The sequence below is a fragment of the Candidatus Chryseobacterium colombiense genome (assembly GCA_029203185.1).
Taxonomy (GTDB): Bacteria; Bacteroidota; Bacteroidia; order Flavobacteriales; family Weeksellaceae; genus Chryseobacterium; species Chryseobacterium colombiense.
In genome coordinates, this window is the sequence record CP119310.1 from 2,249,025 (window position 1) to 2,268,687 (window position 19,663).

Consider the following 19,663-nt stretch of genomic DNA (forward strand, 5'->3'; position numbering starts at 1 on the left):
AACATCATGAAAGTTTTAAAATTTGGCGGAACTTCTGTCGCCAATGCCCAAAATATACTAAAGGTAAAAGATATCATAAAGAAAGAATCTCTGAAAAACAGAGTCGTAATTGTAGTTTCTGCACTTCAAGGTGTGACAGATCAATTGATAAAAGCAGCAGAATCAGCATCTCAAAACAATGAAAATTATATTCAGATTATTAAAAAACTTGAAGAAAAACATTTAGATTTAGTCACAGAATTAATTCCGATTTCGAATCAAAGTTCATGGTTGAGCTTCGTTAAAAAACATTTTAATGATATAGAAGATATCTGTAACGGAATTTTCGTATTGGGAGAATTCACAGATAGAATTAAAGATAAAATTATGTCTTACGGCGAATTTCTGTCGTCAAACATTATCGCTGCAAATTTACAATTCGAAAGATTTGATATCAAATGGATGAATTCTTCCGAAAATATTGTTACTAATAACAATTACACCAATGCAAAAGTAAATTTTGAAGCCACTGAAAAGAATTTGATACAATTTTTAAACGAAAATAAAAATCAGATTATTATGGCTCCCGGATTTATTGCTAAAGATGAAAAAGGAAATTCTACAACCTTAGGACGAGGCGGTTCAGACTATACCGCATCTCTCATTGCTTCAGCCATCAATGCTGATGAACTTCAGATCTGGACAGATGTAAGCGGAATGATGACTTCAGATCCACGATTGGTTTCCAACGCAAAACTAATTCCTGAAATTTCATATGCAGAGGCAATGGAACTTTCCCATTTTGGAGCAAAAGTTTTATATCCTCCGACAATTCAACCAGTGATGGTGAAAAATATTAATCTAAGAATTAAAAACACTTTCGAGCCGGAAGCATGCGGAACATTAATTTCTCATCAACTGGAAAAAATAAATTCTGAAAATCAGCAGATTGCAGTCGGAATTTCTAATATGAGCAACATTGCTTTATTGACTTTAGAAGGAAGCGGAATGATTGGAATTCCGGGATTTTCCGCAAAATTATTTCAATGTTTAAGCAGTGAAAAAGTGAGTGTTATTCTCATTACACAGAGCTCGTCTGAACATTCCATAACTGTTGCCATTCATGAAAAAGATGTTTTTAATGCAAAAAATGCTATTGATATCGCTTTTGAAGATGATTTAAAGCTAAAAAAAGTCGAGCCCGTAAAAATTGAAACCAACCTTGCCATTGTAGCTTTGGTCGGAGAAAATATGAAAAGCAGAAGCGGCGTAAGCGCAAAAATGTTTGGCTGTTTGGGAAATAACGGCATCAATATACGGGCAATTGCACAGGGTTCCTCTGAAAAAAACATCAGCATTGTCATTTCAGAAAAAGACATCAAAAAAGCAGTGAACGTGCTGCATGAAGAATTTTTTGAATCGGAAATAAAACAGGTACATCTTTACATTTGCGGAACTGGAAATGTTGGAATGAAATTAATTCAGCAGATCTATGACCAGAACGAATATCTTAAAGAAAATCTTTTAATCAATTTAAGAATTGCAGGACTTTCCAACAGCCGTAAAATGATTTTTTCAGATACAGGAATTTCAGAAAACGAATTTTTCAATTTTAACAAGAATGGCGAAGATGCTTCTGCAGAAAAATTTGCTCACGAAATTATTTCAAGGAATTTAAGAAACTCTGTTTTTGTAGATGTTACGGCAAGTTCAGAAATTCCGAATATGTATGAAAAATTGCTTAAAAAAAGTATAAATATTGTAGCTTGTAATAAAATTGCAGCCTCATCAGATTTTGAAAATTATAAAACCTTAAAAAACATTGCCCGGAATCACAGCTGTAAATTTTTCTTCGAAACCAATGTCGGAGCAGGACTTCCCATCATTGGAACAATTAACGATCTGATAAGAAGCGGCGATAAAATCACCTCTATTCAAGCAGTTTTGAGTGGAACTTTAAATTTTGTTTTTAACTATTATGATGGAAATAAACCATTTTCTGAAATCGTAGCCCAAGCCCAAAAAGAAGGCTACACAGAGCCCGATCCGAGACTGGATTTATCTGGGACCGATGTAGCCCGAAAAATTTTAATTCTTGCCAGAGAAGCAGGCTATTCGCTGGAATTCAATGAAATCGAAAATGAAAGTTTTCTTCCTGAAGAATGCATGAAAGGAAACGTGGAAGATTTTTACAACTCCCTTCTCAAATACGAAACTCATTTTAAAAATTTACTGGATAAAGCTAAAAATGACGGCAAAATTTTAAAATATGTAGCTGAATTTAAAGGCGGCAAAGCAAAAGTTGGATTACAGCATATAGCACCCGAAAGCGACCTTTTTAACCTATATGGAAAAGATAATATTGTGATTTTTAAAACTTCAAGGTATTCTGAACAGCCTCTGGTTGTGAAAGGTGCAGGAGCAGGTGCTGAAGTTACTGCAAGTGGAGTTTTCGCGGATATTGTTCGTTCTGTTTAAAATTTTGACTATGAAAAATATAAAATTACAAGTCCCTGCAACAGTCGCCAATTTGGTTTGCGGATTCGATATTTTAGGAATGGCTATCCATGAACCATATGATGAAATGGAACTGAAATTATTAGAAACGCCTGAAATTATTATTAAACATCAAGATCATTTCGGATTACCGGAAGAGCCTTCAAAGAATGTTGCCGGAGTTGTTTTATTAAAAATCCAGGAATATTTGAATTTAAAAAACGGCTTTGAAATCATCATAAATAAAAAGATAAAACCAGGAAGCGGATTAGGTTCCAGTGCTGCAAGTGCGGCCGGAGCTGCTGTGGGAGCTAATGAATTACTGGGAAATATTTTCACCAAAGAAGAACTGGTATATTTTGCAATGTTTGGGGAAGAACTGGCTTCCGGCGTAAAACATGCAGATAACATTGCGCCCTGTATTTTTGGCGGAATAACTTTAGTTAAATCATCAAATCCTATTGATATTATTCCCCTGAATTCTCCAGATTTATTGGTGACGGCAGTTCATCCGCAGGTTGAAGTGAAAACCTCCGATGCAAGACAGATCCTGAAGAAAAATATTCTTCTTAAAGATGCAATAGAACAGTGGGGAAATATTGCAGGACTGGTTGCCGGAATTCAGAATAATGATTTCGGATTGATTGGCAGAAGTCTGAATGACGTCATTGTAGAGCCCGTACGAAGCATTTTAATTCCAAAGTTTAATGATATCAAAGAAAAAAGTTTAGAATTAGGAGCTTTGGGCGGAGGAATTTCAGGTTCCGGACCGTCAATTTTTATGATTTCAGAAAAAGAAGAAATTTCAAAAAAAATCGCAGACATGATGAAATCTGTTTATAATAAAATCGGCATTGAAAGTTTCGTATATGTTTCAAAAATAAATCCCTCCGAAATTAAAATCATCTAAAATTAAAATTTAACCTAATGAAGTATTACAATTTAAAAGATAAAGAAGAAGCCGTTGATTTCAAAACTGCGACCATAAAAGGACAGGGAAAAGAAAAAGGTTTATTTTTCCCTGAATTTATTCCAAAATTTGATGAGGATTTTATAGAAAATTTACATCAATATTCCGCTGAAGAAATTGCTTTTCAATGCATGAAAGATTTTATTGGAGATGAAATTACTTCTGATATTTTAAAAGAAATCGTTTCAGAAACCATTAATTTCGATATTCCTCTGAAAAAAATTAATGAAAACATATATTCTTTAGAACTTTTTCATGGACCGACTCTGGCTTTTAAAGATATTGGAGCAAGATTTATGAGTCGCATTCTTTCCTATTTTCTGAAGGATGAAGATAAAAAGGTAACGATTTTGGTTGCGACGTCTGGAGACACAGGAGGTGCAGTTGCCCATGGATTTTACAAAACTGAAAATATTGATATTGTTATTCTTTATCCTAAAAATCGTGTGAGTGAAGTTCAGGAAAAACAATTGACCGCTTTAGGCGAAAATATTTCTGCTCTGGAAGTTGACGGCAGTTTTGATGATTGTCAAAGTCTGGTAAAACAGGCATTTTCAGATAAAGAAATAAACTCATCTTTATTCTTAACTTCTGCAAATTCTATTAATGTCGCAAGATGGCTTCCTCAGCAGATTTATTATTTACTGGCTTTAAAACAGTGGCAGAAATTGGAAAAACAAAATCCTGTCATTTGCGTTCCCAGCGGAAATTTCGGGAATATTTGCGCAGGAATTCTAGCTCATTTCAGAGGACTTCCTGTTGATCATTTTATTGCGGCCTGTAATGAGAATGATATAGTTCCTCAGTATTTAAAAACACAAAAACTAGAATCGAAAGAAACAGTTGCTACCCTTTCGAATGCAATGGATGTTGGAAATCCGAGCAATTTCGTAAGAATTCTAGAGCTTTTTAAAAATCATTTTGAAGATGTAAAAGGCAAAATTTCGGGCTACTCCATCGATGATGACAAAACCTTACACACCATCAAAGAAGTTTATGAAAATTTTAATTATTTGCTTGACCCCCACAGTTCAGTCGCTTATACAGCAATGGAACAATATTTGAAAGAAAATCCGGGTAAAAAAGGTTTTATTTTGGCAACAGCACATCCTGTAAAGTTTCCTGATGCGGTAGAAAAGGCAACCCAAATCTCTATTAAGCTCCCCGAATCTTTAGAAGATTTAATGAAAAAGGAGAAAAAAAGTCTTGAAATACAACCTGACTTTGCAGAATTAAAACGATTTTTGCTTGATAAAAATTAAGAAATATGAGCAAGATTTTTCTTGAAGATTTAAAAATATATGCCTATCACGGTGTTTTACCAGAAGAAAATATTATTGGCACCTACTATATTCTAAACGTGGAACTTCACACCGATTTGTGGAAAGCAGCGGAATCTGACGATTTGAACGACACCATAAGCTATGCTGACATTAACCAAATCATCCATGATGAAATGAAGATTAAATCTAAACTATTGGAACATGTAGCAGGAAGAATCATTTCTCGGATCCATAACGAGTTTCAACAGATAAATTATATCAAATTAAAAATCACCAAAACCGCCCCACCTATGCAAGGCGAAATGAGAGGGGCAAGTATCGAACTGGAGCAAAGTTTTAAACCTGAAAATTAAATTTACTTAGTTTTCTAAAATTTTATACCATTGAATATCATCAAAATATTATTTTTAGTAGCTTTTATCAATGCTTTTGGACAAACAAATGTCGAGAGCCAGCAAATAGCATATAATTTTCCGAAGATAAAATCTAATATTACCATGCCGGTAACGATTCCTCTTTCGGAAATCAGTAATATGATTAATGCTTCCGTAAAAGAGCTTATTTACCAGGACGATTCTTACACGGACAACAATAATGACCAGTTCAAAGTCAAAGTCTGGAAAACCCGCCCTATACGGCTAGTTGGAGGAACCAATCAGAATATATTAATTGAAGTTCCTTTAAAAATATGGGCAGAAAAAGGCATCGGAACATTAGGTATTTACACCTATCAAAATACAACTTTTGAAACCGTAATGTCTTTTAATACTACATTGACTTTTCAAAATAACTGGACCATTACAACCAGTACCAAACCCAACGGATTCCGATGGGTAACAAAACCGGTTTTAGATTATGGGAAAATTCAAATTCCCATCACTTCTATTGTCGAAAAAAATTTAATAGAACAGCAGCAAAAATTCTGTAAAACCATAGATCAGCAAATGGCCTCTCAGCTGAATTTTCAGCAATATGCAGTATTGGCGTGGAATGCTTTTTCACAACCTTTTAATATATCAGAAGAATACAATACCTGGCTAAAAATCTCCCCGATCAGTGTAAATATTACTCCGTTAAAATTTTATGCTAATCAGATTAATACCAATATTGGAATAGATATTTATTCTGAAACTTTCACAGGCACCAAACCGGATGCTTCACAGCCTATAAAAACAGCCTTAAACTTCAGTTTCTCTCCTAGCTTAGGAGATAATTTTTTATTACAGACAACCGCCAATATTCCTTATACAGAAGCCAGCAATATCGCAAGAAAAACATTTTTGAACAAAGAATTCGATATCAGAGATTCAAAAGTAAAAATTACCGATATCAGAGTCTATGGTATAGATGATAAAATTATGATTGAAGCTCAAACCGAAGGCTATGTAAAAGGAACCAGCATTATTTCAGGAATTCCGGTATATGATGAGGCAAAAAAGAAAATTGTTCTTTCGAAAACCAAATTCAAACTTAAAACATCCAATTTTTTACAGAAAACAGCTTCTGTTTTATTTCAGGGAAAAATCGTAAAAATGATAGAAGAAGAATATGGTATTCCTACTGAAGATCTGGAAAACAATTCGAAAAAAAGCATCGAAGAGGCTTTCAACAAAGAATATTACAAAGGATTAAAAATGACCGGAAAGGTTTTTAATCTCAAACCTACAAAAATACTCTTAACATCAACAGCAATCACAGCCGTTATTGATACTAATGCATCTTTAAAGCTTACCCTCGCTGGAATTTGAATTATCTTATCTGAAAACAACGACTTTTTTTAAAATTTATCCCACTGATAAACAATATAAAAGAATGTAAAGGACAGAAAAATTGGATATTTTTTTTGCCGAGCAAGAAATTTTAGTATATTTGCAGACGTAAAAAAACGGTGCTTTGGCCGAGCGGCTAGGCAGTGGTCTGCAACACCATCTACAGCGGTTCGAATCCGCTAGGCACCTCATAAAACCCTATCCTATTGAATACAAATAGTTTAGGGTTTTTTCTTTCCAAACCTTCACGATATTTTCACGATAAATAAGAATTCATCTTTTTAGATCATATCTATTCCAAATAATAAAGCCTTACCCATACGTTGATGTTCCCCAAAATTTGATCAATAGATATTATTCAAGAATTAATAGAAGAAAAAGCAAGCCTTATTTCCTGGCAGAAATAAAGAAAAATTAAGCCATCTATTATAGAAGGCTTTTTTATATTTGTGCGAAATTTCTAAGCATGCCTATATCAAAAACCCAATATAATATATACACAGATCAAATTTAGATTTTCGTAAATATTCTGTCTCATCAATTCTTCCATTATCAATTTGAAATTTAAAAATAACCATGAAATCATTTTTTAAAATATTTAAGTTTTTAGGTAAGTTCATACTAGGAATTCTAATAGCAATATTGTTCTTAGGGCTGTGTTACCGATTATTTAGCCCCAAACCAGTTCCTCCCGGTACATTAGTTAATGTTAACGGAACCAACATCCATGTAAGAGCAGAGGGAGACAAAAAATCTTTACCTACAGTGATTATTGAAGCTGGAGCACACAGTAATACAGACATGCTGCATTGGATTGCGGAAGGTTTAAAAGATAAAACGAGAGTAATACGTTATGACAGAGATGGAAAATGGTTTAGCGAAGCGAGTAACAGTGATCATAGATCTCCTGAATTTTATGCACATCAGCTTCATGAATTATTAGAGAAAACAGGAGAAAAACCACCTTATATTTTGGTGGGCCATTCTATGGGAGGTCCTTATACCAGAATATTCAGAGATCTTTATCCGAACGAAGTAAAAGGAATGGTCTTCATAGATTCAAGTCATCCTGAACAATGGAATCGATTAGCACAAAAAGAATTGGTTCCTGAAGGACAGGCAAAAACATTAAAAATCGGAGCTATACTTTCGGATTTAGGTATTTTAGGTCTTTATAACCGGATTTTTAGTAAAGCTCCATATCAAGGTGATGGCTTACCCAAAGAGGTGTATATTCGTTCACAATCGCTAACAAATAATTCCGGGGATGTTTATAATATGTTTTTAAGAGAAAATAAATTGACTAATGACGTACTGAAGCGTGCAGGTGAGGCGAAAAAATTAGATTCATTACCTGTTTTAGTATTTACTGCTACAGAACAGTATAATGAATCCCAAAAAGAACAATACAGAAAAAAGGGGATTGATCCTGAAAAGCAAGTTCAATTATGGTTTGATATGCAAAAAGAAATAAAAGAACTTTCTTCTCAAGGAAAACAAATCGTCATGAATGCCAATCATGGTAGTATCATTACGAAAAAAGCAAACGCAGATGTAATCAACAAGGAGATTATTTTACTCTCCGAAAATATTGCAAAGAAAGAATAACATCCTTCTAAAAACTCTAATCTTAAGATTAGAGTTTTTTATTTTAAAGTTATTTATAAAAATTAGAAACTAAATTATATTTTCTCATCATGAACATTAGCATCAATGTTTTTTGGAATTTATATTTTTTTTCTTAATCTCCATATACCGTCTGTAATCAGGAAAATTGTTACTGTAATGCCAAAAACCAGATCGGCCACTATTTTTACGGAGAAATAAATACAAACAGGAGATTACAAACATCATTAGAACTAATAATACAATTAGCTTGACGAATGAATGATCAAATAAGTCCATGGAAAGTTTTTTAGTTTGTACAAATCTACAAAAATAAAAATGCTATAAAAAACTAACAAATGATATTTTTAAAGTTTTTTTTAAATCATAAAAACAAATAAAGTGTAAAAAAATCACTAAAAATAGATTTATAATTATTTCATTTCTTTTAGAATTAATATAATATTTTTTCATCAAAAATTTCATTAAAAAGAATGAAACCCTTTATTTATAATACTTTTAAGCATATCCTTCAGAAAGAAAAAAGGACTGTTTGTTTTTCTATCCAGAAAAAGTGAAATAAATACAAGAAAAACATTACAAATTATTGACAATAAAGCAATCTACAATCTAAAATTCACCTTTCTCTAGCAAGAATTTTGCTGTGTTATTTTTATTTATTCCACCAATTTTAACACTTATTAACATTGTTTGGCTTTATAATTGAAATTATCATTACAACAATTGGTAAATGTTATCAATAAAAAATTGAATTATGAAAAAGATAGTGTTAGCAAGTTTTTTGTCAGTATTTTTAATGACAGCTTGTAAAAAGGATGATCAAGTAGCTGAAAAATCTTTGGAACAGCAGAAAATTGAATTCCAGATGAGACAGCTAGAAATTGAAAAACAGAAATTAGCTATTGAAAAAGAAAAAATGGCTTACGAAGCTCAGAAGCAAGCAGACAGCATTGTTGAAGCTAAAAAAGCAAAAGCAGCTACTTCAAGTAATTCAAAACCTCAGATCATAAGAGAGAGAACCATATATAGAGAAAGTTCAGGTTCAAACGGAAGCTATGCTAACAATGGAAGTAATGGAAGCAGTACAGCTTCACAGGGAACTACTCAGAAAAAAGGGATGAGTAAGGCCGCAAAAGGTACCATCATTGGTGCTGTAGGGGGCGCAGCAGCAGGTGCAATTATCGCTAAGAAAAACAGAGGACTTGGTGCCGTAATCGGCGGAGTTGTAGGAGGTGCAACCGGTTATACCATTGGTAGAGCAGGTGACAGAAAAGACGGCCGGGTTCAGCCAAAATAATTATTGTTTTTTCAATAAAACTAAAAGATTGCTTATTTTTAAGCAATCTTTTTTTATGATCTTAATTTTACTTTCCACAATATTGATTATTCCGACCCTGATCGGCTGGGGAAGAATCTCAGAATATTTGTTAACTCCACTATTTAAAGGAATTTCAGGGAAAATATTTTCCGGAGTTTTAACCATCAGTTTGATTTGGACTGTTATTTCCTTCTTCATTCCGTTAAATCTATATGTAGAAATTCCGACAATCTTATTGGGGCTTCTGTATTTTTTCAAAGACAAATTATATAAGGAATTTACTTTATTTTCGAAAAAAGACTATTTTTTATTTTTTATGATTTCGCTGATCATCTTATTCTGCGGTTCGTTTTATCCCTACATGATAGATCATTTCGGATATTATGTTCCCTCAATAAAATGGCTTACAGAATATGGTACGATTAAAGGTATTTCAAACCTGAATCCCGTTATTGGTCAAATGTCTATTTGGCATATTTTTCAAGCTGGATTTTCCAATTTAGCAGATCCTTTTCTGAGAATAAACACCGTTTTACTCATTGTTTACATACTCTATATCATTGAAAAAAAATGCTGGATCCACCTTTGCTTCCTTCCTTTTTTACTTATGTTTTCGCAATCCCCGAGTCCAGATCTTCCTGTCATCATTTTTTCATTAGTTATATTAAATGAAATTGTGAAACAAAATAAGGAAACAACCATTTTATTTATATTTTCAGCATTTGTTTTTGCAATAAAGCCAACAATGATCTGGCTACCTATCTTAAGTTTTGCTTATTCAATATTCATTACCAAATCAGGTTTTAAAAGCCTAATTCCAGGAATTTCGATCCTAATATTATTTTGTATTAAGAATATTTACACCTTTGGTTATCCTATTTTCCCAATTTCAGTTGGAGATGTTGGAGTAAGCTGGAAACCTAATCCCGATATTTTAAAAACCTCTTCTGAAATTGCTATTCAAAAAACATATGATATGCAGTATTCTTATCAGCAAATTCAACAATTTTCCTGGTTTGATTATGTAAAAAACTGGTTTTTCTTGCACGGAATGAAGTCAAAGATCAATATACTATTTGTTATAAGCTTAATTATTTTCACGGGATTTGCATTCATCAAAAAAAACAGAATCATTACCTTAATTTGTATTTCGGTTTTAATAAAAAGCATTTTAGTAATTTCATTTTCCGCACAATATAGATTTTTCATAGATGTTTTCTTTGTCATTTTCTTTATCATGTTTATGAATTACTTCGATCAAAAAAAATCACTTATCATATTTTCTGTTTTCAGCATATTTTTTATCGGATTTATATCAATTCCTCAACTTGTTAAAAAACATTTTCAGAGTTTCTATTTAGGAAACTTTATGAAAGAACCTGAAGTAGAACAGATTTACAAACCATCCGTTTATAAAACCATAGATTACAATTCTTACAAAATAGGAAACTTAAATTTCAATGTCTCCAGAAAATATCCGCTTAATTATAACATTCCTCTTCCTGCTATTTCCGAAGGCTATGTTTTTGAATATGTAAAAGCCGGAATTTTCCCACAGCTTATCGATGAAACAAATATGAAAAGTGGATTTATCTGGAAAAAATTAAATTCAGAAGAAAAAAAAGAAGCAGAAAACGTTATCAATTCTATCAACAATCTGTATAAACAGAAGTAATTTATGAGCCTTTTTATCTGAAGAAAAAGCCGTAAATTTGTATCATGTTAAATACTTTAGGTAATCTTCTCAGTCTTACAACATTTGGAGAAAGTCATGGCTTGGCTTATGGTGGAATCATCAATAATTTCCCGGCAGGTTTAACGGTTGATTTCGATAAAATTCAATACGAATTGGATCGAAGAAAACCCGGACAATCTGCAATTGTAACCCAAAGAAAAGAAAGTGACACAGTAAAGTTTCTTTCAGGAATTTTTGAAGGAAAAACTACCGGAACTCCCATTGGTTTTATTATCGAAAACGAAAATCAGAAATCAAAAGATTATGATCATATTGCTAACTCATATCGTCCGAGTCATGCAGACTTTACGTATGATCAAAAATATGGTCTAAGAGATTATCGCGGCGGAGGAAAGTCATCAGCAAGAGAAACCATGAACTGGGTGGTTGCCGGAGCTTTGGCAAAACAGTTTTTATCAAATATTGAGATCAATGCTTACGTTTCTTCCGTAGGCGAAATTTTCTGTGAAAAACCTTATCAGGCTCTAGATTTCTCAAAAACGGAAAGCAATGAAGTCCGTTGTCCTGATGCCGAAACGGCAGAAAAGATGATCGAAAGAATCAAAGAAATTAAAAAAGAGGGCAATACAATCGGCGGAACGATTACCTGTGTAATCAAAAATGTTCCTGTCGGAATTGGTGAACCGGTTTTCTCAAAATTACAGGCAGAATTAGGCAAAGCAATGCTTAACATCAACGCAGCAAAAGGTTTTGAATATGGAAGCGGATTCTGTGGTGCAAAAATGACAGGAAAAGAACATAACGATCTTTTCAATGAGGATTTTACGACAAAATCTAATCTTTCGGGCGGCATCCAGGGAGGAATTTCAAATGGGATGGATATCTATTTCCGTGTAGCTTTCAAACCTGTAGCTACCATTTTAAGACCTCAGGAAAGTGTTGATAAATTCGGAAATCCTGCCATCGTAGAAGGAAAAGGGCGCCACGATCCTTGTGTTCTTCCAAGAGCAGTTCCTGTAGTGGAAAGTTTGGCTGCTTTTGTTTTAGCAGATCTATTTTTGATTAACAAAACAAGAAATATTAATAATTTTTAAAATATAAACAGAGTAATGGAAAATTACTGGGCTCAAGGAATTTCTTTTGAAGACTATGTTCAAATTGCAAAAGAAAGATTAGAAAATCCTTCCACTCAACAAGAAATCGACTATAAACAATATTATGAGCTTGGACTTCAAAGAATGGACAGAACGGTAAAAAAGTATGTCCCGGATGAAGAACAATTAAAAGAACTGGCTGCTAAAAATTTTGACGGAAAGATTTTAATCATTTCTGAAGCGTGGTGTGGTGATGCAAGCGCAACAGTTCCAGCTTTGGTTAAGTTTTTTAAAGGTCACAACGAAGTAAGAATCTTCCTGAGAGATAGCGATAAAAGTTTAATCAATCAGTTTTTGACGAATGGGACTGAATCTATCCCGAAAATCATTATTCTTGATAAAGATTTCAACGTAAAAAAATCTTGGGGACCACGTCCAAAATACGGAACCGAATTGCTTATGAAACACAAAGCTGATCCTGAAGGCTACCCAAAAGACAGTTTTTATAACGATCTTCAGCTATATTATGCAAAAAATAGAGGAAAAGACGCTGTTCAGGAAATTTTAGATCTTTTGTAAATTCTGATATTCAGAAAAATATAAATTTTTATCTGCATTTTGGGCTAATTAATAGTAAAACTCATGAAAAAGAACATACTTTATCTTGTATTAATTATCATTATCGGCGTGATTGCATTCGTTCCCGGAGTGAAAGAAAAATTACAGGACGCTTTTTTTCCAATTGCAACCATTGAAAATGCCGTTCATGTAAGCGAAGAAGATTATGATATTGATCTGCAGGGAATCAATGTACCGAGTACCAATCTTAAAGCTTTTAAAGACAAAGCTGTTTTTCTTAATTTCTGGGGAACCTGGTGTCCTCCGTGCAGAAAAGAATGGCCTTCGATCCAAAAACTTTATGACACAAAAAAAGATAAGGTAAACTTTGTTTTAATCGCCATGAATGATCAAGAAGATGCCGTAAGAAAATTCCTGAAAGACAACAATTACAATGTTCCTGTATATATTGCACAAAGTCCTATTTCTGAAAAAATACTTCCTAAAGTTTTTCCTACCACTTATCTTTTGGATAAAAACGGAAGAATCATCATTAAAGAAGATGCTTCAAGAGACTGGAACTCAGAATCAGCACATCAGTTTATCGACAGCATCGTTAAATAATTTTTTAACTAAATTTTATAAATATTTGGTACAAAGTTTGTGAAATATACAGGGTTAAAATTATTTAAACCAAACACAAAATGAAATATTCGAAACTTAATCTTGCAAAAGAAGCCATCAATCACAAAGGCTTTATGAAAAAGATTCCTGATATTTTCAGAATGATAAAAATGTGGAGAAAAGGGACATATCCCATGAAATCTATCGACATTATTCTTCCTTTATTAGGTCTTTTATATGTAATTTCTCCTATTGATCTTGTGCCTGAAGTAGCAATACCTGTTTTAGGAGTCATGGATGATCTTGCGGTTTTATACCTGGTAATTCCTAAACTCATCAAAGAGGTGGACAAATTTTTACTTTGGGAAGCTCAACAAAAATACAGTGCAGGAGGACCAAAGATTATTGACGCTGAAATAATAGAATAGAAAACATTCCCGATCGGGAATGTTTTTTTATTATCGGCTGTCATTCTGAACAAAGCGAAAGTTGAGTGAAAGAATCCTTTGAGCATAAATTAGATTTCTCCTATCGTCGAAATGACAAACTATTTTTTCATTACAACAAATAATCATCCCTAACAACGTTTTAAAATATCATCAAAAATTTGAATGTAAAATTCACTATTTACTTTCCTAGATAAAATTGATATTTGAGTTTTCCCATTTCGTTTTCAAATCCTTAAATTTGCACCATCTAATAAAAAATAATGGAAAGTAAAAAAGAATTCTTTTTGGAGTGCTACAAGCTTGGCATCATTAAATTCGGAAGATTTACATTAAAAAGCGGTATTGAAAGTCCGTTTTATGTAGATTTAAGACCACTGGCTTCAGATCCTAAAATTTTGAAAAGTCTGGCTAATTATTTACTGGAAATGCTTCCTCTGGATAATTTCGATTTAATCTGTGGGGTTCCTTACGCTGCACTTCCTATGGCAACAGCAATGTCTTTGGAAAGTTACATTCCGTTAATTATTAAAAGAAAAGAAGCAAAAAGCTACGGTACAAAAAAACTGATCGAAGGAATTTATCAGAAAGGACAAAACTGTCTTTTGGTAGAGGATGTCATCACTTCAGGAAAATCTTTGATCGAAACCATTGCAGAAGTAGAACAGGAAGATCTTAAAGTTGCGGATATCGTTGTCGTTCTTGACAGAGAACAAGGCGGAACACAGCTTTTGGAAAGCAAAGGGTATAAAGTACACACACTTTTCAACATTTCAGAAGTTTGCGAGATTCTTCAGGAAAATGGAGAATTATCTGACGAAGAGGTAAAAAGAATTCATGATTTCTTACAAGGGAACCATATTCAGTTTGAAGAAAAAACAAAAGCTTCTTACGAACAAAAGCTAAACAGTGCTCAGCATTCTGTTTCTAAAAAATTATTAGAAACCGCCATCGCTAAACAATCTAATCTAATTGCTTCTGCTGATGTTACGACCACTCAGGAATTATTAGATCTTGCTGATAAAGTTGGACCGCATATCATTGCATTAAAGACTCATATCGATGTTATTTCTGATTTTGAATACGAAAAAACAATTACTCCATTAAAAGCATTGGCTGCAAAACACAATTTCTTATTAATGGAAGACAGAAAATTTGCAGACATTGGAAACACTCAGCAGCTTCAGTTCACAAGTGGAGTTTTTAAAATTACTGACTGGGCAGATTTTGTAACCTCACAGGTAATTGGAGGTTTTGAATCTTTAGACTGTTTCAAAAATGTAGGTGTAGTTGCCATTATCGGAATGTCTTCTAAAGGAGCTTTAACTACAAGCAGCTACAGAGAAGAAGCTTTAAAGGTGGCTTCATCTCACCCAAATGTAATAGGAGGAGTTTCTCAAAATACACTTCCTGAAGAACTGTTATTGTTCACGCCAGGTGTGAATCTTGCTGATTCAGGTGATGGAAAAGGACAGCAATACAATACGCCGGAACATGTGTTCAGAACTCTTCATACCGATTTCATTATCGTAGGCAGAGGGATTTATAAAGCTGAAAACCCTGAACAAGCTGCTATCACTTATAAAAATGAAGGCTGGAAAGCTTATTTGAATTCTTTATAAGAAATAATTCAAAATATTTTTAACCACAAGAGGTACTAAAGAACTTATTTAGATCTATTATATCTTTTGTGGTTAATTTTTTATCAACTCCTTACTCAAATCTTTACGAAATCTATCCAAAATAAGTTATATTTGGTACTTTATCAGGAATATTGAAAAGAATTAGTATTTGTCTTATTTTGTTTTTAGGTGTTGTAGAGATTTCTGCACAGAAAGACAGTATATCTGTTGAAGCCAGGCTTTCTGCAGATAACAAAACATTAACGGTAACTCAGGAACTGGTCTATTATAACCATTCTGAAAAAGAGCTGAACACTATAAAACTGTTAAACTGGATTTCTGCCTATCATAAGAGAGGAACATCTTTAGCCTACAGAAAACTGGAAGACCGGAATACTGATCTTCATTTTGCTAAAGATGAACAACTGGGAAAGCTTTTAAACTTACAGATTAAAAGTTCCGGTCGGGATATTCCCGTTCAAGACCTCTCAGACGAAAATCTTTTCCTTCCCTTACAGCAAGCACTGAAACCGGGAGAAAAAATCAAATTGCAGCTGCAGTACAAAATGCAGCTCCCCGATCAAAGGTTTACAGGATATGGCACATCTAGCAATGGTGTAGCTCTAAAATATTTCTTTATTGTTCCCGATCACTTCGATCCGGACAATATTTCTTCAAAAAAATATCATGATATTGAAGAATCTGTAAACTTCAATACTTTTTGGGATATTAATCTCACTTCCGATATAGCCTATTCTATTCAAAGTAATATCTCTCAATCTTCAAATGGCCATTTCACCGATGATCTTGATTCTGATCCTGAATTTATTCTTTCTAAAAAAGCGTTTCCGGTTATCAAAATCAATACTGATGATATTAACACTGAAATAAAGTTCGGATATGATCTGAATCCTCAGGAAAAAGAAAATCTGGAGTTTTTTCTCCCTCTTCATTTAAGGTTTATTAAAGAAAAACTAGGATTTGTTCCTGAAACACTTTTTATTTCTGAGAAATTCAGGAATAAGGAAGATTTTTTCGGGAATAACGATATTAGTGTCTGGAAGTTTAATTTTCCTCTTTTTACAGATGCTGAAAAAATAGATTTGGACTACTTTGGAATTATTGCAAAGAAAATTCTTGATGAAAGCATTATAACCAATAAACAGGATAATCATTGGTTTAAAAATGGTTTAAAGTCTTATTTGGAAATCCAGTATCTGAATAAATTCTATAAAGAGACCAAACTTTTGGGAACACTTCCGGAAGCTAAAATCTTTGGAATAAAGCCTTTAAAACTATTCCATGCTTCCAAGGTTAAACTGGTTGACCGATATGGTCTTGCCTACCAATATATCATGTCGCAGAATCTTGACCAGAAAGTTGATGAAAAGTTCACGGTTTTGAGCAACTTTAATGATATGGCGATCAGCAGTTTTGAAACAGGAAGCTTGTTCAATTATTCTGCTGATAAAATGGGATATGATAATTTCAACAATCTTTTAAAAGATTTTATTGTAAAAAATTCTCATCAAAACATTAATCCGAGAGATTTTTTAAAGGAGCTTTCAGAAAAAGATAAGAGAACAGAATATCTGGCCAACTTTCTGGAACACAAAAACAGGGTTAATTTTAAATTAAAAAGATTACATACAGAAAATGACACATTGAATATTAAAATTCGTAAAAATACATTTTCAAACATTCCTGTAAAATTAAAAACAGAAGATAGAGACGGCAGCAAGCAAGAATATTGGGTCGACGCCGAAGACAACGAAAAAACAAAAATTTTTCCACTTCCTGCCGATGACATTTACAAAATCACACTGAATGAAGATTATATCTTCCCTGAATCTAAATACAGGGACAATTACCTGTATGCCAAAGGTTTTTTCTCTAACACTAAGAAAATTAAATTCAAATTCATAAAAGATATTCCCAATCCGGAATTCAATGAAATCTATATAAGCCCAAAGATCAGATTTAATAATACTTACGATAAATTCTTGTTTGGAGTCAATTTTAAAAACCAGTCATTTTTTGACCAGAAATTCCTGTATTCATTTACCCCGCTGTACAGTTCCGGAACAGGAAAAATGACGGGTTCTGGAGCCATCTCCTACTCTTTTCTTCCTGCCGAAAGTATTATCCGAAGTCTGACTTTCGGAGTTTCGGGCTCTTATTTTCATTATGACTATAATCTTGCCTATCACAAACTTTCTGCTTTTTCTAACATTAATTTCAGAAAAAATCCAAGAAGCACCGTAGGAAGAAGTCTGGCTTTTTCATACAACTATTTCGAAAGAGATCTCAGTCCAGCAATGATTGCCAACAAAGATTATGACAAATATAATCTCTGGAGCCTTGGATATGGATACAGCGACAGTCAGATGATCCATGAGAAAAGCTTAAGCATTAGTACTCAGGGAATGGAAGATTTTAACAAAATAAATGCTGAAGGTTTTTACAGATGGGAATTTGCTCCTAAACAAAAACTGAGCTTAAGATTATTTGCCGGATATTTCCTAAGAAATGATACCCGAAACAGTATGTTTAATTATGGTATTTCGAGAGTTTCCAATTATTCATTTTCCTACACACTTTTAGGTGAAAGTGCCAGCAGCGGAATTTTGGCCCAGCAGTTTATTTTAGCAGACGGAGGATTCAAATCTTTTCTACCAGGAAGTGTAAACCAATGGATCACTTCTTTCAATGTAGATTCCAGTGTCTGGAAAATTTTCCATGTATATGCAGACGCCGGATTTTATAAAAACAAAAACCGACCGACTCAATTTATCTGGGACAGTGGAATAAAAGTGAAGATAATTCCTGATTTTCTTGAGGTATTTTTCCCTGTACAGTCTTCATTAGGTTTTGAGCCTTCTTTCAAAGATTATGCAAAACGTATACGATATACATTGGTACTAAACCTGGGATCTATTATTAATGCAGCGAGACGAGGTTGGTATTAATAAATCATGTAAGAACAGGCGTGATTTATAACTATTTTACCTCCTAGTAAATTTTTAACTACTAAAATCAAAAGTTAATTTGAGTATTTATTAATTAATAAAAAAAGAGCTATCAAAAATGACAGCTCTTTTAAAATATAATTTTCTGTTAAAATTAATCTTTCAAAATTTTCTGAGAAACTGCTTCATTATTTACAGTACCTGTAACGATATAGTTTCCTTTTGCCAAATCAGCAACATTTAAAGTTCCATCAGCTTTTACCGACGCTGTTTTCACTACTTGTCCGAACATATTATAAACTTTTACATTTTTTGCGTCAGTTCCGAAAACAATTTTATTATTCTTTACAAAAGTGTTTTTTACAAAAAGAGATTTTTCTCTTCCGAAATCTGCAACAGCTAATGAACCATTGGCATAAACTCTAGCCACCAAATTACTGATACTAACATTTCCAGTACCAGATGTTGCACTTCCGGCCTGTCTAATAGCAACTCCTCCTAAAGTTGCAGGTGCAGATCCAGTTCCTAAATTATTTGTCAAAAGCGGCTGTGAATTAATTTGCAATGTTGTAGTATTTGTAGCAGGACTTGCAGAATTGTCTATTATATATGTAAGAGTGATATTTGCAGGTGTACCATAAGGAATTTCAGCACCATAAGTTGGATTTGGCGCAGGAGTTCCCGAGCCATTATTTAAAACTCCTAATGTATATCCTGTAGCAGAGCCTTTAATATATAATCTCCCATTAAAGTTTCCAGGAGTAGTTCCAGCTGTTACGACAAACATCAAAAAGTAATCTCCAGCGGTAGTTAACCCTGTAGCATTTGCAACGTTAATTGTAGCAGAATAATCTGCCTTACTAATCCCTGTTGCACTTACGGTATATGGCGTTGAAAATGCTTTATTAGCATCTTCACTATTTCCAGCCACAAGAGTAACCTTAGTTCCATCAGCAGTCAATTGACCTGCAGTTCCACTATGTGAAACCCAACCATTTGAAGTTAAAGCTCCGGTATAGTTAAAGTTATCCGTTAAAACAGTTGTTTGCGCATTCATTATTGTTGAAACAGCAACAATTCCTAAAACAGTAAATATTTTTCTCATAATTTAATTTTTTAATTATTTATAATTTATAGCACAAAATTACATCATTTTTTTAATCAAAAGCAATAATTGGATTAATTTTTTGTTAATACTACTAAAACCCCAAGT

The 19,663-nt window shown here is 33.2% G+C and carries 15 protein-coding genes and 1 tRNA gene; 15 read left to right on the top strand and 1 reads right to left on the bottom strand.

Features of this window, described 5'->3' with window-relative positions; translation table 11 throughout:
- The first annotated feature begins 6 nt into the window (after nucleotides 1-6).
- The 15 genes from thrA (at nucleotide 7) to P0Y62_10100 (ending at nucleotide 18,450) form a co-directional block, all read left to right on the top strand.
- Nucleotides 7-2,457 (top strand): bifunctional aspartate kinase/homoserine dehydrogenase I, encoded by a 2,451-nt coding sequence (gene thrA / locus P0Y62_10030; GenBank protein WEK68211.1) that lies wholly within the window; start codon nucleotides 7-9, stop codon nucleotides 2,455-2,457.
- A gap of 10 nt (nucleotides 2,458-2,467) precedes the next feature.
- The gene (locus P0Y62_10035) at nucleotides 2,468-3,385 is read left to right on the top strand and encodes a homoserine kinase (GenBank protein ID WEK68212.1); all 918 of its coding nucleotides are present in this window, start codon (nucleotides 2,468-2,470) and stop codon (nucleotides 3,383-3,385) included.
- A 17-nt stretch (nucleotides 3,386-3,402) separates the two neighbouring features.
- Entirely contained in the window at nucleotides 3,403-4,707 is a 1,305-nt protein-coding gene (gene thrC, locus P0Y62_10040; GenBank protein ID WEK68213.1) for a threonine synthase, read from the top strand.
- A 5-nt stretch (nucleotides 4,708-4,712) separates the two neighbouring features.
- The gene (gene folB / locus P0Y62_10045; protein ID WEK68214.1) at nucleotides 4,713-5,081 is read left to right on the top strand and encodes a dihydroneopterin aldolase; all 369 of its coding nucleotides are present in this window, start codon (nucleotides 4,713-4,715) and stop codon (nucleotides 5,079-5,081) included.
- Nucleotides 5,082-5,111: 30 nt separating this feature from the next.
- Nucleotides 5,112-6,476 carry a DUF4403 family protein gene (locus tag P0Y62_10050; protein ID WEK68215.1) on the top strand — a complete coding sequence of 455 codons (1,365 nt, stop codon included), beginning with the start codon at nucleotides 5,112-5,114 and terminating at the stop codon, nucleotides 6,474-6,476.
- Nucleotides 6,477-6,615: 139 nt separating this feature from the next.
- Nucleotides 6,616-6,686 (top strand) — tRNA-Cys (locus tag P0Y62_10055).
- A 387-nt stretch (nucleotides 6,687-7,073) separates the two neighbouring features.
- A complete protein-coding gene (locus P0Y62_10060; GenBank protein WEK68216.1) occupies nucleotides 7,074-8,105 on the top strand; it encodes an alpha/beta hydrolase in 1,032 nt (343 codons plus the stop codon).
- A 772-nt stretch (nucleotides 8,106-8,877) separates the two neighbouring features.
- Nucleotides 8,878-9,420 carry a YMGG-like glycine zipper-containing protein gene (locus P0Y62_10065; GenBank protein WEK68217.1) on the top strand — a complete coding sequence of 181 codons (543 nt, stop codon included), beginning with the start codon at nucleotides 8,878-8,880 and terminating at the stop codon, nucleotides 9,418-9,420.
- Between the two features lie 55 nt (nucleotides 9,421-9,475).
- Nucleotides 9,476-11,116, top strand: coding sequence for a hypothetical protein (locus tag P0Y62_10070; GenBank protein WEK68218.1), 1,641 nt, complete (start codon nucleotides 9,476-9,478; stop codon nucleotides 11,114-11,116).
- Nucleotides 11,117-11,160: 44 nt separating this feature from the next.
- The gene (gene aroC, locus P0Y62_10075; GenBank protein ID WEK68219.1) at nucleotides 11,161-12,231 is read left to right on the top strand and encodes a chorismate synthase; all 1,071 of its coding nucleotides are present in this window, start codon (nucleotides 11,161-11,163) and stop codon (nucleotides 12,229-12,231) included.
- A 15-nt stretch (nucleotides 12,232-12,246) separates the two neighbouring features.
- Nucleotides 12,247-12,810 carry a thioredoxin family protein gene (locus P0Y62_10080; protein ID WEK68220.1) on the top strand — a complete coding sequence of 188 codons (564 nt, stop codon included), beginning with the start codon at nucleotides 12,247-12,249 and terminating at the stop codon, nucleotides 12,808-12,810.
- A 63-nt stretch (nucleotides 12,811-12,873) separates the two neighbouring features.
- Nucleotides 12,874-13,413 (top strand): TlpA disulfide reductase family protein, encoded by a 540-nt coding sequence (locus tag P0Y62_10085; protein ID WEK68221.1) that lies wholly within the window; start codon nucleotides 12,874-12,876, stop codon nucleotides 13,411-13,413.
- An 80-nt stretch (nucleotides 13,414-13,493) separates the two neighbouring features.
- Nucleotides 13,494-13,841: a DUF1232 domain-containing protein gene (locus P0Y62_10090; GenBank protein ID WEK68222.1), complete on the top strand. Its 348-nt coding sequence runs from the start codon at nucleotides 13,494-13,496 to the stop codon at nucleotides 13,839-13,841.
- Nucleotides 13,842-14,122: 281 nt separating this feature from the next.
- On the top strand, nucleotides 14,123-15,481 hold the full coding sequence (pyrF, locus tag P0Y62_10095) for an orotidine-5'-phosphate decarboxylase (GenBank protein WEK68223.1): 1,359 nt from the start codon (nucleotides 14,123-14,125) through the stop codon (nucleotides 15,479-15,481).
- A gap of 152 nt (nucleotides 15,482-15,633) precedes the next feature.
- Nucleotides 15,634-18,450, top strand: a complete 2,817-nt coding sequence (locus P0Y62_10100; GenBank protein WEK68224.1) for an aminopeptidase — start codon at nucleotides 15,634-15,636, stop codon at nucleotides 18,448-18,450.
- A gap of 154 nt (nucleotides 18,451-18,604) precedes the next feature.
- Here P0Y62_10100 and P0Y62_10105 read toward each other — a convergent pair whose 3' ends face one another.
- A complete protein-coding gene (locus tag P0Y62_10105; GenBank protein WEK68225.1) occupies nucleotides 18,605-19,555 on the bottom strand; it encodes a T9SS type A sorting domain-containing protein in 951 nt (316 codons plus the stop codon).
- Nucleotides 19,556-19,663: the final 108 nt, after the last annotated feature.

Coding starts and splice junctions, on each gene's coding strand:
- thrA (WEK68211.1), top strand. CDS start 7: ATGAAAGTTTTAAAATTTGGCGGAACTTCTGTCGCCAATGCCCAAAAT.
- P0Y62_10035 (WEK68212.1), top strand. CDS start 2,468: ATGAAAAATATAAAATTACAAGTCCCTGCAACAGTCGCCAATTTGGTT.
- thrC (WEK68213.1), top strand. CDS start 3,403: ATGAAGTATTACAATTTAAAAGATAAAGAAGAAGCCGTTGATTTCAAA.
- folB (WEK68214.1), top strand. CDS start 4,713: ATGAGCAAGATTTTTCTTGAAGATTTAAAAATATATGCCTATCACGGT.
- P0Y62_10060 (WEK68216.1), top strand. CDS start 7,074: ATGAAATCATTTTTTAAAATATTTAAGTTTTTAGGTAAGTTCATACTA.
- P0Y62_10065 (WEK68217.1), top strand. CDS start 8,878: ATGAAAAAGATAGTGTTAGCAAGTTTTTTGTCAGTATTTTTAATGACA.
- P0Y62_10070 (WEK68218.1), top strand. CDS start 9,476: ATGATCTTAATTTTACTTTCCACAATATTGATTATTCCGACCCTGATC.
- aroC (WEK68219.1), top strand. CDS start 11,161: ATGTTAAATACTTTAGGTAATCTTCTCAGTCTTACAACATTTGGAGAA.
- P0Y62_10080 (WEK68220.1), top strand. CDS start 12,247: ATGGAAAATTACTGGGCTCAAGGAATTTCTTTTGAAGACTATGTTCAA.
- P0Y62_10085 (WEK68221.1), top strand. CDS start 12,874: ATGAAAAAGAACATACTTTATCTTGTATTAATTATCATTATCGGCGTG.
- P0Y62_10090 (WEK68222.1), top strand. CDS start 13,494: ATGAAATATTCGAAACTTAATCTTGCAAAAGAAGCCATCAATCACAAA.
- pyrF (WEK68223.1), top strand. CDS start 14,123: ATGGAAAGTAAAAAAGAATTCTTTTTGGAGTGCTACAAGCTTGGCATC.
- P0Y62_10105 (WEK68225.1), bottom strand. CDS start 19,555: ATGAGAAAAATATTTACTGTTTTAGGAATTGTTGCTGTTTCAACAATA.